The 14,228-nt window shown below is 42.2% G+C and carries 10 protein-coding genes; 1 reads left to right on the plus strand and 9 read right to left on the minus strand.

The annotated features are described in order from the left end of the window. Positions 1–211: 211 nt before the first annotated feature. Complete coding sequence (locus V7K76_RS22855) at positions 212–1,495, plus strand: ankyrin repeat domain-containing protein (protein WP_334775665.1); 1,284 nt, start codon at positions 212–214, stop codon at positions 1,493–1,495. Between the two features lie 742 nt (positions 1,496–2,237). Here the strand turns inward: V7K76_RS22855 and V7K76_RS22860 are convergent. The 9 genes from V7K76_RS22860 to V7K76_RS22900 all read right to left on the minus strand — a co-directional run bounded on the left by V7K76_RS22860 (position 2,238) and on the right by V7K76_RS22900 (position 14,201). Continuing rightward, positions 2,238–3,623: a PP2C family protein-serine/threonine phosphatase gene (locus V7K76_RS22860; RefSeq protein ID WP_334775664.1), complete on the minus strand. Its 1,386-nt coding sequence runs from the start codon at positions 3,621–3,623 to the stop codon at positions 2,238–2,240. A 1,351-nt stretch (positions 3,624–4,974) separates the two neighbouring features. After that, complete coding sequence (ftsY, locus tag V7K76_RS22865) at positions 4,975–6,579, minus strand: signal recognition particle-docking protein FtsY (protein WP_335030019.1); 1,605 nt, start codon at positions 6,577–6,579, stop codon at positions 4,975–4,977. 178 nt (positions 6,580–6,757) lie between these two features. Then, positions 6,758–7,399: a transcription antitermination factor NusB gene (gene nusB / locus V7K76_RS22870; protein ID WP_334775662.1), complete on the minus strand. Its 642-nt coding sequence runs from the start codon at positions 7,397–7,399 to the stop codon at positions 6,758–6,760. A gap of 623 nt (positions 7,400–8,022) precedes the next feature. Then, entirely contained in the window at positions 8,023–8,793 is a 771-nt protein-coding gene (locus V7K76_RS22875) for a DUF502 domain-containing protein (RefSeq protein WP_335030020.1), read from the minus strand. 792 nt (positions 8,794–9,585) lie between these two features. Continuing rightward, positions 9,586–10,494: a glycosyltransferase family 2 protein gene (locus V7K76_RS22880; RefSeq protein ID WP_334775659.1), complete on the minus strand. Its 909-nt coding sequence runs from the start codon at positions 10,492–10,494 to the stop codon at positions 9,586–9,588. A gap of 305 nt (positions 10,495–10,799) precedes the next feature. Further along, positions 10,800–11,642 (minus strand): hormogonium polysaccharide biosynthesis protein HpsJ, encoded by an 843-nt coding sequence (gene hpsJ-B, locus V7K76_RS22885; RefSeq protein ID WP_334775658.1) that lies wholly within the window; start codon positions 11,640–11,642, stop codon positions 10,800–10,802. Between the two features lie 270 nt (positions 11,643–11,912). Beyond that, positions 11,913–12,560, minus strand: a complete 648-nt coding sequence (locus V7K76_RS22890; protein ID WP_334775657.1) for a TIGR04282 family arsenosugar biosynthesis glycosyltransferase — start codon at positions 12,558–12,560, stop codon at positions 11,913–11,915. Positions 12,561–12,595: 35 nt separating this feature from the next. After that, complete coding sequence (locus V7K76_RS22895) at positions 12,596–13,162, minus strand: pilus assembly FimT family protein (RefSeq protein WP_334775656.1); 567 nt, start codon at positions 13,160–13,162, stop codon at positions 12,596–12,598. Continuing rightward, positions 13,128–14,201, minus strand: a complete 1,074-nt coding sequence (locus V7K76_RS22900) for a glycosyltransferase (RefSeq protein ID WP_334775655.1) — start codon at positions 14,199–14,201, stop codon at positions 13,128–13,130. The genes V7K76_RS22895 and V7K76_RS22900 overlap by 35 nt, the downstream gene beginning before the upstream one ends. Between the last annotated feature and the right edge of the window lie 27 nt (positions 14,202–14,228).

The following is a 14,228-nucleotide window of genomic DNA, read 5'->3' on the forward strand; positions in this document are numbered from 1 at the left end:
GTTGCTCAAATTAAAAGAGGCTGAGGAATCAGGACAGAACACAAGAGTAAAGCCTCACTTACTTTAATTTGCATCCAGTAAAGAGATAAAATGCTTGCCAAGACTGCAATTTTGAATTTTGAATTGCATAACCCTCTTGCCAAAGTGGATAAACAATCTCAGACTAAATTTTGAGGGGATACAACAAAACCCCCAGCGTGGGATCTCATTCATGACTGAAAACAACGATACTTTGCTGCTAAAAGCTGCTAAAAGTGGTGATATCAAGGGGCTGTGTGCGTTACTGGCTGCGGGTGCGGCGGTGGACGCGTGCGATCGCCAAGGCACCACAGCGTTAATGTTTGCTGCTAATTTAGGTTATACCGAAATTGTGCGATCGCTTCTGGATGCTGGGGCAGATATCAACTTGCCCAGAAAACTCTATGGTTTGACGGCTTTGATGTTGGCGGCTAGTGCAAAACAACTTGACATTGTGCAGCTTTTACTATCCAGAGGTGCTGATGTCAATGCCACGAATGAAGATGGCAGCACAGCTTTAATGGCAGCAGTCCTCAAAGGTCATATCGATGTAGTGCGAGTTTTATTAGCTGCTGGTGCCCAAGTTAATATCGCCGATAAAGATGATGATACGGCATTGAAACTCGCTGTTAAGCAGGGAAAAATAGAAGTTCTAGAAGCAATTCTCCAAACTGGTGTCAATGTCAATATCCCAGATGAGGAAGGTGAGACACTCTTAATGCTAGCGGCAGACTTGGGACATCTGAAGATTGTGGAAGCATTGTTAGCAGCAGGGGCTGACGTGAATGTGAACAACCGTGATGGTGGAACTGCCCTATCAGCCGCCGCCGCCGCTGGACACAGTGCGATCGCAGCAGCTTTACTAGATCGAGATGCCCAGATTAATCTCCAAGACCAAGATGGTGAAACTGCCCTACATCTTGCCGTTGTGGAAGGCTACATTGATGTCGTAAAAGTTTTACTTAACAGGGGTGCAGATGTCCAAATTAGGAACCACCTGGGTGATACACCCCTGCTTGTAGCAGCATTGCAGGGACATAGCCAAATTGTCGAGGCATTGCTGCATTCTGGGGGAGATATTAATGGGAAAAATCTTGGTGAAGTACCTTTAACGTTGGCAGCATCACAAGGACATACCCAAACAGTGAAAGTGTTGCTAGACTATGGTGCTGATGCCAACATTCCGGGGGATGATAGCAAAACTGCTTTGATCAAGGCAACCGAACGCAAGCACACAGAGATTATAGGTTTGTTGCTAGCAAAGGGGGCAGATGTGAATTTTCAAGACTCAGCAAGGGCAACATCATTAATGTGGGCTGCCTCAGCAGGTTATAACGAAATTGTGCAGTTATTACTGCAAGCCGGGGCTGATGTAAATTTGAAAAACCGGGGCGGTTATACGGCTTTGATGATTGCAGAATTTAATGGTTATAAGAATGTGGTGCGGAGTCTGCAAAAAGCTGGAGCGCAAGAATAACGATCGGAATTTTTCATCTAAAATATTTTCAGAAAAATCTTGACAAATCATTAAATGAAGGTTAAACAATTTTAATATCAAGAAAGTTTAAAAAAACCAAGTTTAGACCCAATACGGTTCAGTTAGCGCCAAAAACCCCTCAGATGCGTAGGTTGGGTGGAGGAACGAAACCCAACATTTTCGCGGGTTTGTTGGGTTTCACTTCGTTCCACCCAACCTACGATTATCCTTAACCCAAGCGTATTGAGTTTAGACCGAAGAAACAAACAAAAGCAAAACTCCGTCGTAACTGTTGTGAACTGGCTACGGCGGAGAAAAGAAAAATTAAAACGCCAAGAGGGAGCAGGTTAAATGCTTGTGTCGCAAGGATAGAAAGAAAGCAAAAATGAAGAAGTAAATTTACCTTTTATTTTTTACCTTGTACCTTTTACCTTTTACCTGCTCTCCCCCTTGACGTTTCCTACTGTGCTAGATGTGCAAAATATATAGTTTTTACTTGAACAGAAAAGTATTCTAAGGATCATTTTTTATGTATAATCTTCAAGGCTAAATACAAACAAGTCACCAAAAAAGGTTGATGTGCGACGATTTAGGCGATCGCTATGGAAAAATAAATAAAAAATAAATAAAAAATTAAATTTAGTAGGATCACTGTAGTGAATTCCCTGTCACCATAACTAAGGCGCAGTCTCTCATAGAGAAAGAAAGTTTTCATTCATAATTTTTCCCCTGCCTCCTCCTCCTATAAAATTTGCAGAACAACTAATGTCATATCATCAGTGTTTTGCCTGTCATCACCAATGAATTGCTGAACTTGGTCAAATAGGTAATCTACAATCTCCTGTGGGCCATTGCAGTACTTGCAAGCCGTATTGAAGCTAGAGACAAAATTATCTTCATCGAAGCGATCGCCACCAGCAGCAGCAGCATCGGTCAAACCATCTGTATAGTAAATAATTGTATCCCCAGGCTCTAACTGTACCTGGCCATCTTCATATTGGCTATTAGCATCCAAACCGATTAGCATTCCCAAAGTATCTAAACGGCTGACAGTTTTTGTCGCTGCATGCCACCACAAAGGAGGATTGTGTGCCGCATTGCTATAAGACAAAATTCGGCTATGGGGATTATATTCTGAATAAAATAGCGTTACAAAGCGGTGGGAATTTTCCAAATCCGCATACATAACTCTATTTAAGTTTTGCAGAATTCCGGCAGGGGAATTACCATGTAGCACTTCTCCCCTTAACATTCCCCGCATCATCGTCATAATCAGCCCCGCAGGGACACCTTTGCCCATGACATCTCCAATCACCAAACCCCAGCGACTATTTTCCGTACCGCCTTTGATCTTGGGCTGAATCTTATTGTTACTGGTAGCAATAAAATCGTAATAGTCTCCACCAACCCGATTGGCAGGTTTACAACGTGCCGCCAGAACCGCACCAGGGATTGTAGGACATTGACGTGGCAAAAGTCGCCGTTGAATTTCTGCGCCAATTTCTAGTTCTTGGTCTAGGCGTTCTTTTTTTCTCAGTTCTACAGCTAGTTCATCATTTTCGATCGCTACTGCTGTTTGGTCTGCCACTAACCTAACTAACTTTTGCCTAGTTTCTGTCCAACTATATTCTGGATCGCGACTCAAGACGTAGAGCCATCCCCGTTCTGTATGCTTCACCAGAATTGCCGTACCAAAGATTTGTACATCTGGCCCCAAATAGCGATGCATTTGGTCATCCAAAATTCCCGTAGCATTCGCTAAAGGGGCAGCATTGGGTACAAGTGTGATTTGACTGCTAGCTATTTCTAGCGCCTTGCGGATATTCTTTCGCTGGCGACTATCTTGCCAATGTAACTGCTCTAACCTAACTTGACCATTAGGTTTATAGAGAAACAGGGCACTACCGTCTGCATCTGTCACCCTTGTTGCCATCAGCGGTATTAGTTCCAAAAACTGATTTAAATTATTGAAACTTCTCAGGGCAAATCCTAAAGAACTTAGCAAATCTTGAATTTTGTTCTGTTCCCGGTGCAACCTTGCCACGAGTTCTTTAAGCGCCACGACTGGGGTGACATCAGTTGCAGCACTACTATTGTTATCAGTGGGTTGAGAGGGAAGTTGAGACACAGGTACGGGTATTATTGCACTTTAATATTGGCGGATTTTAGATTACTTATAAATCTTTTGGCTTTGCCATTGCTAAACCATATTTAGACAAGACTTGTCATTTTAGCAAGAGTATAAAGACGTAATAGGCAAATTTCATCAGTATTCTATTTGCTTATTCTATTTTTGATGGAATATTTAGTCATTTCAAATCATATATTTGTAGTCCAAACCCAAACCGTAAAAATTACTAGTTTCAGTGATCGTTCATAAAGCTTTTCATAACTTAATTCCCAAAGCATATCTCTAAAGTTAGAAAAATACTTTATTCAAAGAATAATTTATAACGCTTTCAGAGTGACTGGTTAAGCAGAAGCAACTAGGAGACTAGAAGTCTTTTGAGCGAAAAGCTCTAGAAGCGCTCAAATCAAACCTGGTTTGGTAAAAACCGACTTACATTAATTTCCAAACCTGAAAATATGTAAATAAGTCTTCAAATACTTAATTTGTATACCATAATTGCCGGGATAATTGCCAAGATTGAGCTTTTGAGTTCACAATAGATAATTCTCCGAAGTTTTGATAGTCGGAAGCCGTACTTTTGTTGAGATAGGTGCTGGGCAAATAGCTGACACTTTGCTTGCCCGTCAAATTGCTGTAAGGTGCAAGTTTACAGGCTTTTGTGTGTCACAAAATAGCCGTATTGCTACATTGAAAAAGCCCATTTTGGGTGTCAAAAAGGGCATTAGCTGGAAAAAGGGACTGGGGACTGGGGATTAGGGACTGGGGACTGGGAAAATTGTTCGGGGATTCAGACCCCAACCAAGTTTTGTTCGCGCAGCGTTCGCACGAGAAGAAAACTCTTCCCAGTTCCCAGTCTCCAGTCCCCAGTCCTGGAGGGGCATTCCTAAGAGACTTGCTGCGCCGAAGTCGGGGAATCCTGGCGCGACCCGTTGAAATGCTAGCAAAAATCACCCATTTACTGAGAGAAGGTAGGAGGCAGGAGGAAAGCATACGTGTCAACTTAACGCGAAACCGCTTGTCCGCCGGGAATTGAAATTCCCGTCTCATAGCGAAAGTCATCTGAAGATGACTAAATATCGCCAAAAATCCCCAGTCTACTGAAGTAGACTTAAGCTAAAAGCCCGTGAATTTATTCCCTGGCGGGCATGGAAGCCAACAGATAAGCTATTTCCAGCTTAAGTTGACACCAATGGGAGGAAAGTCTCTCTTGAATGTTACAAACTTATGGTTTTAGTACTTGAGCCGTTTCCAGCATTTTATTTCTAGTTAGTTCAAGTGATAATACCAGATCAGTTATCCCTAAATTTATCAGTTTGTCAAGAAAAATTTTTGACCCCAAATTTTTCAATTAGCCACTCAAGAGAGCTTCGACAAACTCATAGCTCGAAAAGGGTCGCAGGTCTTCAATTCCTTCGCCAGCACCAATAAAGCGAATGGGTAAACCTAGCTGTTGTACAACGGCCAGGGCAACGCCGCCTTTGGCAGTACCATCGAGCTTAGTTAAGACAACACCACTTAGTTGGGCAGCTTGAGAGAAAACTTCAGCTTGCCGTAGTCCATTTTGCCCTAAAGTGGCATCTAGAACCAAAAGAGATTCTACTTTGGCATTTGGGGCTTTTTTGTCGATAATTCGCCGAATTTTACCAAGTTCGTCCATTAAATTTTTCTTGTTTTGCAGTCGCCCAGCTGTATCTACCAGAAGTAATTCAGTTTGACGCGCTTGAGCGGCTGCGATCGCATCAAATACAACTGCTGCCGGATCTGTATTCTTTCCCGGATTGGAAATTACTTCTACGCCACTCCTACTACCCCAAACCTTCACCTGTTCCACAGCTGCGGCGCGGAAGGTATCTGCTGCCCCAATCAAACATTTATAACCAGATTTTTGTCCGAGGTGGGCAATTTTGCCGATGGTGGTAGTTTTACCGGCACCATTTACCCCAGTGATTAACCAAATATTTAAGGTTTCTTTTTCTGGGGTAAAGCTAGTTTTGTGGGATGTTTTGCTTGGCGCATCCAGCATATCTCGGAGGATTTTTTTCAGATAAGCGATCGCTTCTTCCGGTGCAGTAACTTCTTCTCGAAGTTTTTTCTGTAGAGCATCAATAATAAAGTCTGTTGCCTCTACACCCACATCAGCTTGCAGGAGCAATGCCTCAATTTCCGTCACAGCAGCTTGATTAAGCGGCCCTTGACCGACGATCGCCTTTAGTTGGTTGAGAATACTACGGCGAGTTTTGTCTAACCCTTGCCGGAGCTTTTTCAGCCAGGTGATTTCTTCAAGAGAAACGTCTTCTGCACTTCTACCTTGAGCTGCCAGGACTTTCGCTGACCAGACAAACCCATCATCAAATTCCAGTCCGAGAATTTCCTCTCCCACCTCTGAGGTTGCAGCTATTGGCTGTGTTACCTCCGGTTCTGGGACTTCAATAGCGGTGGCTATTAGTTGTTCCAGCTTGGCTTGCCGTTCTGCCGCCGCCCGTTCTAAGAAGGATAAGGCGGCTGGTGCTGCCTCTGGTTCGGTGGGTATTGGTTCAACTTCCCTGGCTGTGAGTTCTGGGCTGGAGACATTTGCCTCTTCGGTAATTGCTGCCACTGATGAATCTTCTGTATTTTCCTCAGTAGCAGCTTGGATTACTTCTGACTGTGCAGCTTCTAAGGTTGTACTAGCAGGTTCCTCAGTTACTTCTGGTTCAGTAACTTCTGCAATTGGCGTTTCTGCGGTTTCAGGTTGTGCTGATGGTGCTGGGGTTTCTACTACCTCGGCTTGTTGTTTTTGCTGAATATTTTTGTAGGCAGCTTTAGCAAATGCCAACAAATCTGCCGTTGTGTCTGGTGGAGTTTCAACTGGCTCTGTTTGGGGTTCTTGTACAGGAGGAGTTTCTTCCTGCTTCTGATCCGAGGGAGTATCAGAGGAATCATTATGTTGACGACGGAACCAATTAAAAACCATTGCAGCAGTATTGGTTATATGAGTTATAAGTTATAAGTTATGAGTTTAATTTAACTTGGGGCATGGGGCATTGCTTATTTCTCCCTTATCCCCTCATTTTGCTCACCAAATACCTCGCGCCGAGGAAGCCCCTGCTTTCAGTATGGGGTTTCTGACTTTTGGAAGTAAGTATAAAAGGCTATGCTGTTTTTTTCTGCTCAGTGACTCGGCGCAAAACACCGTTAATAAACCGATGACCATCATCGCCACTGTAGCGTTTGGCTAATTCCACAGCTTCATTGATGGCGATACTATCTGGAACTCCTAAGAACTTCATTTCTGCCACAGCGATTTGCAAGATATCGCGGTCAATTTGGGCGAGGCGAGTTACTTGCCAATCTACTAAGGCATTAGAAATAAGTTCATCTATAATGTGTCGATTTTCGTTGACGGTAATCACAAGCTCTTTAGCGTAATTCCGAACTCCCTTATCCTGATTAGCTAACTGAATTAATACTGGGAACTCAATTGCTGTACCCAACTGATTGATTGCTGTCTGGGTACAGGCGATCGCTTCTTGAAGCATTGTTCTGGCAGTATTGAGGTCAGAAGCGCGAGTTTGACTGCTTAAGAGGCGATCGTTACTGCGTTGCAGTTCACCTGCGGCATTATCAAGAGTATCTTGTACTTCTGAGGTCAGAGTCCGTACTGCTCCTAGTACCAACTTGGATACTAGTTGATCGTCTTCCAATTTATCTAATTTTTTGGGGTTGACTGGCAATTGACTAAGGCTTAAAAGCGCCAATTCACGAGCAATTTGCTGGGGTTTACGGGGTTGCATAAAAATGAGGGGTGATTTTGCGAGAACAGATTAATTAGATTGGACAAACTTATAATTATACCAATTTTGGCACAGCCAAACAATAAAATTATGGATTTACTTGTGACTTTGCCAGATAGATTTTAACGGGTCGCGCCCAGGATTCTCCAACTTTTCTACGAGATGCTACCTAAACAGCTAATAAGAAGGTACTGGGGATTGGGGATTGGATAATGGGTACTAGAACTTACGCAAAATAAAAAACGAACTGTATAGACGCGGAGGGTCTTCCCGCAGGGTAGGACGCAAAAGCCACAAAGGAATAAGAGTTTCAGAGAGTAATGGCACTAAGAAAAGCCCAAAGACTTATGTAGCCTCGTTCCCAGCCTCCAGGCTGGGAATGTATTCTGAGAGGCTCTGCCTCTCATCAAGAAAGAGGAGGCGGAGCCTCTCAGAGTTGGTTCCCAGCCTCCAGGCTGGGAACCAGTTAGGACAAAGCTTATAGCTTTTCTTAGTGCCATTCGTTTCAGAGAGTTATTGCGTAAGTCCTACTAAAGAAGAAATTCTTCTAAGATTTGCTTAGTGCATGAATCCACATACTCATCTTCCCCAGTCCCCAATCCCCAATCCCCAGTACCCAGTCCCTAGTCCCCAGTCCCAAATTCAGTAATAACCTGCTGCTTGGTTTCTTCGTGCGTGACTTTTAGTGTGGATTCTTTGGGGAAAATCAAGGGTGTATTTGGAGCAACGATGCCACCTGATACAACTATTTTAAAGGCGTCTTCAATAGACATGGAGAGGTTCACCACTTCGTCTTCAGGAACGACTGCGTACCATCCAGTAGTTGGATTCGGGGTGGTGGGGATAAAAACACTTAGCACGGGGCGAGGCATCTGGGCTTGGATATCACTGCTGATTGCACCAGTAACAAAAGCGATCGCCCAAATTCCTCGGCGGGGATATTCTACTAAAATTACGCGGCGAAACTTGCCATTAGAATCCTTTAGGATTGTTTCTAAAATCTGTTTGAGAGTTTTATATACCTGTCCTGCTAAAGGAATTGCCTGTAATAATCGCTCACCAAAATCTAACAACCATCGCCCAGCTATATTACGAGCCATTAAGCCCATTAATAATATACTTAGTAAAGGTACAGCCAACCCTACTAGTAAATTCAGTAGATTTACTAGAACTGGGTTTAAGCCATCAAAGGGATTCAGTTGTTTGGGAATTTGGGTGAGGAAGTTGATTACCCAATTAGCAATGGTAATTGTCAGCCAGATAGTGGTTGCTAGGGGAATTATTACCAATAAACCAGCAATCAGGTCGTTTTTTAAATCCTGTTTTAGGCGATCGATTACCAAGCCCCGATTCTCCTGTTTTAAGCTAGAGGAACTTTTGTTATCGGTATCCATACCAGCAGATTCGTCAAATTCCGAAGACTTTAACTTTAGGCAGTTTATGCCGCAAGTAACTTCCAAAACGCTAGCAACTTGGATGCTGCCGCAAAAATACGTAGGGATTGCTGAAAATCAGCTATTTTCCTATAAGCACACACATAGACGTTAACCAATCCGATAGCGACTGGTTATTCTCAAAGGATGTTACTTTTCTTTGTCAGACTTGTAAATGATTGTTGCAAGTCCTTGGTTATTACTAATCTACCGCGCTTAATCAAAAGCTGCTGATGATTGTGAAAGTCTCACCAGGTAAACTAAGGAATTATTTTATCTGGCCAGTCACATTTAAGCAGGAGCGGCTTTTATGAAAATGTTCTGTTAAAAATATTAATTTATGATGGTGGTTTTGTTTAGATGTAACACTCAGTAGTGGCGTTGCAAGCTTAAAATAGTCGATTAGACGTAGGTTGGGTGGAGCGGAGCGCAACCCAACAGATAGGATTCGTATTTGATTGCGTGAAAAAACTCAGTACACGTCTATTCCCTTCTTCCCTGTTCCCCGTTCCCTCCCTATACAAGTAAGTTCAGTAATCAAATCGGATTCCTATATATCAGGATATCAGGATGTTGGGTTACGCAAAGCCTCCACCCAACCTACAATTTTTTGGCAACATTTTAGCCTTGACACGCAAGTAGGGTAGCACAGCTAGCTGTGCTACCCTACTTCTAAACATTCTGATTTTGCGATCGCGCACCCTCTCGCGGCTTGTTGATCTTACTAGGAATCCTTCTAATCTCCAGTTCCCTTTACACCAGATCAACATGAGTACTTTCAGAATCCCTGCACTGTAACTGTTGTGTGTTCTCTTGTGCCAGAATTGCTGTTGCGTCTAAATTAGGTTTTGGTAGATACTTCATTTCCCAGACTTTGAGCAAAATCAGGTATTCATAGAATGCCTGCAATGTACACCAAGCGATTCCAGCGCGTCCATCTAAACATCCGCCTAAGATAAAATACATATATATAAACCGTAGCAAGGGTCTGGCGGGCAAACGCAAAGACAAATCTTTCAAAGCGCGACGTTTTTCAATTTCCGATTTACCAAAGAATAAATCTCGCCAGTTAACTGTTCCCTGTTCTAGTTGATAAAGTGTTTCTTGAGCTTCATCTGTAGAATAACGGTTATGCTTGTCAATCCATCGGCTCAAGCCTTTGCTACAAGTGTAATGTGGGTATGTTTCTTTTAAAAAGCTAGTTTCACCCTCACAAACTTCTCGCTCAGTATGACCATAGTCTGTAAACCACACTCTACCGTGGCGGAAGAGTCGCATTTGGTAACGGGGATATTGTGTGCTATAGCGAATCCAACGATTCATAAACATGACACGTTCAGCCACGTAGTAACCGATGTAGTCTGGATTCTGACTTGCACTTTCACATTCTGCGAACAGTTCTGGTGTCATACGCTCATCAGCTTCGAGAATGTAAACCCATTCATGCTTCGGGGTGATAGACTCTAACATCCAGGTGCGTTGGCGTCCGTGGCTTTCAAAAGCGTGTTGGACAACGCGGATGGGATAGCGATCGGCAATTTCCACAGTGCGATCGCTACTGCATGAATCCACAACAATGATGTCATCCGATAGCATCGCCGATTCGATACAACCGGCAATATCTATTTCTTCGTTATATGTCAGTATGTAAATTGAGAACATTACCCAAGTTTTATAGTGATTTTACTCAGTGATAATTACTTTTTTATTGTTAATGAGCTATTAGCTGCATGGCAGTATCAGCCGTCAATAATCTTTAGAGGATGTTTGAAAAGTTTTGGGCGAATATAATTCGCTACTACACTGGCATTGTCCGCCTGCACGGACTAACCAAAAACTAGGTCTTTCAAACCCACGGAGGTGGGTTTTGTCTGTATAGCCGCGATTTCTAATCGCCAGGGCTAGTATTAATTTAGACTTTTCAAACAACCTCTTACATACGTTATTACTGCCATGCCAATAGTGGATTAGCGTGCGGCAACTCTAGGTTTACCACCTTGTACAGTACCCCTACCTCTTAACCCTGTCCAGCCGATAATAATGTAACCAATAGCCAACAGCAAACTGCTAATCCCAATCCGCAGTCCAGATTTCCAAGCAGTATCTTTAGCTTGTTGCAGCGCTTCGTCTCTGCGCTGACGAACTTGGCTCAGTTGTTGAGTTTGCAGCGCTTGAATATCTGTTTGTTGTTCGATAGCTTTGTCAAGTGCTTGGGGATTTGTTTTAGCCTTCTTCAGTAACTCTTTAATATTTGCAGGAATTTGAGGGCTTTCAAGTGCTTGCTTATATTTTTGGTCATCTTTGAGGATTTCACTAAACTGAGCTTTGGTTTGGTTTCGCAGCTGTTCTAGTTGGGCTTTTCCTTGCTCAGTATTCAGTTGTGCTTGCAATTGCGATAATCGGCTGTTCAGTTGATTTTCTGCTTGATCTGCTTCTTGAGTGATGCGGTTAAGTGTTTGAGCCTTAGCTTGATTGACATTATTCAGGTGCAGGGGAAAAATCAGCAAGAACATCAACCCTAAAATACTTGAGAGGATCAGGGCGGGAAATCTTAAATCGATACCTTGGGGGCGATCGCTTCCGGCATCAGCATTATCAACCCAATAGGCAGCAAACAGAAGCCCTAAACCTACTAAAGGAACAATTCCCCGATCGACGAGTGCTGTGGCCAAGTTGATTTGCCATACCCGATCAGTTGGTTGAAAGGGTAACAATAGAATCAAAAAGTCAACGAAAAAAGACAAAATGCAGATTATGCCAACTACCTTAAGTGTGAGGGCAGGACTTACGGAAGCAAAACGGTTAACCATAGTTTTTCAAACTGGCGGTGAATACGAGTGATTTTCATATTTCAAGCTACTTGAATATTGTGCCCATGACCGTGACTATTGTGTAAAAACACAAAGCAGATTCAATCGTGGTAAAGGCTATCTGCCTCTTGGTTTTCAACTAGACCACAGTAACATTTGTTATGTATAGTGTCTTCAGGAAATCCCTGGTGTTTTAAGATACGAAACTAATTCGGGGATTTCATATATCTTGCATCCATACAAAAATTGCTATATCTCTACTCATCTCCTTCATTTTTCCATCTGACTTGCAAAGGCTTGTTCCCAAATCGGTAGATCCTCTGGTCGGTCAACATCAGCTAAAGGCGACAAGCTCACGTATGATAAATGAAGTTTCTGGGCAATGTCCACGGTTTTCTGGAATACTCGATCGGTTCCCCAGTCGATGTTAACGAATAACTCCGAGATAGGTTGACGCAAACCAATTAAGTAATATCCACCATCGATCGCAGGGCCAAGTACTAAGTCAAAGGCGTGTAGCTTCTCAAAAGCTGTTGCGAGAATCTGGGCATTCACTCCAGGACAATCTGTACCGATGATAATTACTTGTTCCATACCAGATTGAAAAGCCTCAAAAAGCGATCGCGCCATCCGCGAACCTAGATCCCCTTCACCTTGAAACTGATAAACCAAATCCAACCCCAGCCAGTCTGCCATGAGTTGCAAATCGCCACCTGTAAACCGCACTTCTACAGATATGTCAATAGCCTTTTGCAATTCTTGAACCTGAAATATTGTATATTCACTCATTTGGCGTTGAAGATTAGCAGCACCAACAGTTCCCAAAACAGGTATCAATCTAGTTTTTGTCTTACCTGGTTCTGGATAGCGAGTAAAAATAATCAGGTGTCGTTTTGGGTTTCCTGGTAAGTTCAGCACAAAATAGCTTGTTTTTTGAAAAAACTAAGAATATTTTAATAACAATACTTATTATTATTGGTTTTATTATGCTCCTTTGCCGTTCGCATTGCCCCTAAAATTGTAGAAACTATGACACAACGTTTAACTTTACCACCAGACTTGCTAGATAGAGTGATCCGTCCCAATGGTGGTTTAGTGACACTACCCTTGTAATCAAATTGGATTTGCTTGATGCCATTTGACTCTAATAAAGTTGTTTCCTCATCCAAGCGCACATTGGAATCTAAATTATTCCAGTTAGCGTTAGATGGGTTTACTGTCGCAGGATGAACCGCCCATTGAACTATGCTGTTTTGTTCACGAAAGCTGGCTTGCCAAGTCAATTTCTCCTTGGTAGCTTGCCTTTGGGCTTGGCGCATAGCATAATGAATCTGGTTTTGGGCAGTGTTGAGACGGCGAGTTTCCACAAAAGCTAGCCAGTTGGATATTCCCAATGTGGCTAATATGCTAATTAATACAATGACTACTAACATCTCTAATAAGGTAAAACCACTGTTAGAGTGCTTATTCCAGAGATTTTTTGCATTAGCTAGAAATCGTAACTGCACCTGGATATCCATTTTTTCTTTCTGGACGATTTTCAACTACCCAAATGTTGAGCAATCTTTCAGGTTCTTGGTTTCTTGCATCGCGCCGATTAAGAATACTGTAGAACAAGGTCGGCGAGATAAAAATTATGACAATTTTCAAGAATAATTTTAAGGTGAAATTTAAATTCTCAAGTCTTGAAGGATCGTTAAGAAAATACTTCCACAGAAATCTAACAGATGATAGAGATTTTTGACGATTAAACGGCTTTTGTAGGGCTTTACAAACCAGATATTTGTATAAATTTGCTAGGCTTATATCCCAACTATTTCTAAGAGTTGTTCGCGTAGCATCTCGTAGAGAAGGTCTTTCTTTATATGCTCTCGCAAGCACTTGTAAGCAGGATTTTTCCTGCCTGGCAAGATTGGAAGAAACTGAATTAGCACTTATGCGATATAAAATTTGTACAGATGGTACACATATAAAATCAAACTTAGAGGCTAATCGCAGCCACATATCCCAATCCTGAGCCGCCTTTAGAGATTCGTCAAAGCCACCTAATGTAATTAAAGCTTTTTTACAAATTAAGGGATTGGAACCATTCTCTAAAAAGTTATTTAGTAATAGTTCTTCATAAACATTTCCATTTAAATTAATGCGCTTACCTGAAAGAAGAAATTTACCATCAGTATCAATGTAATCAGTCCAACCGTAAGCAACTTTTGCAGTCACGTTTCCTTGCAAAGCTTTTAACTGAGATCGAAGTTTATCAGGTGTCCAAAGATCGTCTGCATCTAAGAAACTAACAAATTCTCCAACTGCATGTTTTAGCCCTCGGTTACGGCTGACATTTCCCCCAGCGTTGGCATAGGAAAATACTTTTATTCGAGAATCTTGAAATTGTCTAACAACCTCTAAAGTTGAGTCTTGTGAGCCATCATTAATTACAATTAATTCTAGGTTAGTAAAAGTTTGATTTAAAACAGATTGAATTGTCTGCCTAATAGTATTTTCACTATTATAGGCAGGAATTATTACAGATATTTTTGGTAATTTTTTCCTGGCTTTCATTATTTTATAGGGCTAATTTATTTTGGC

This window comes from Nostoc sp. (assembly GCF_036917975.1).
In the GTDB taxonomy this organism is placed as follows: domain Bacteria; phylum Cyanobacteriota; class Cyanobacteriia; order Cyanobacteriales; family Nostocaceae; genus Nostoc.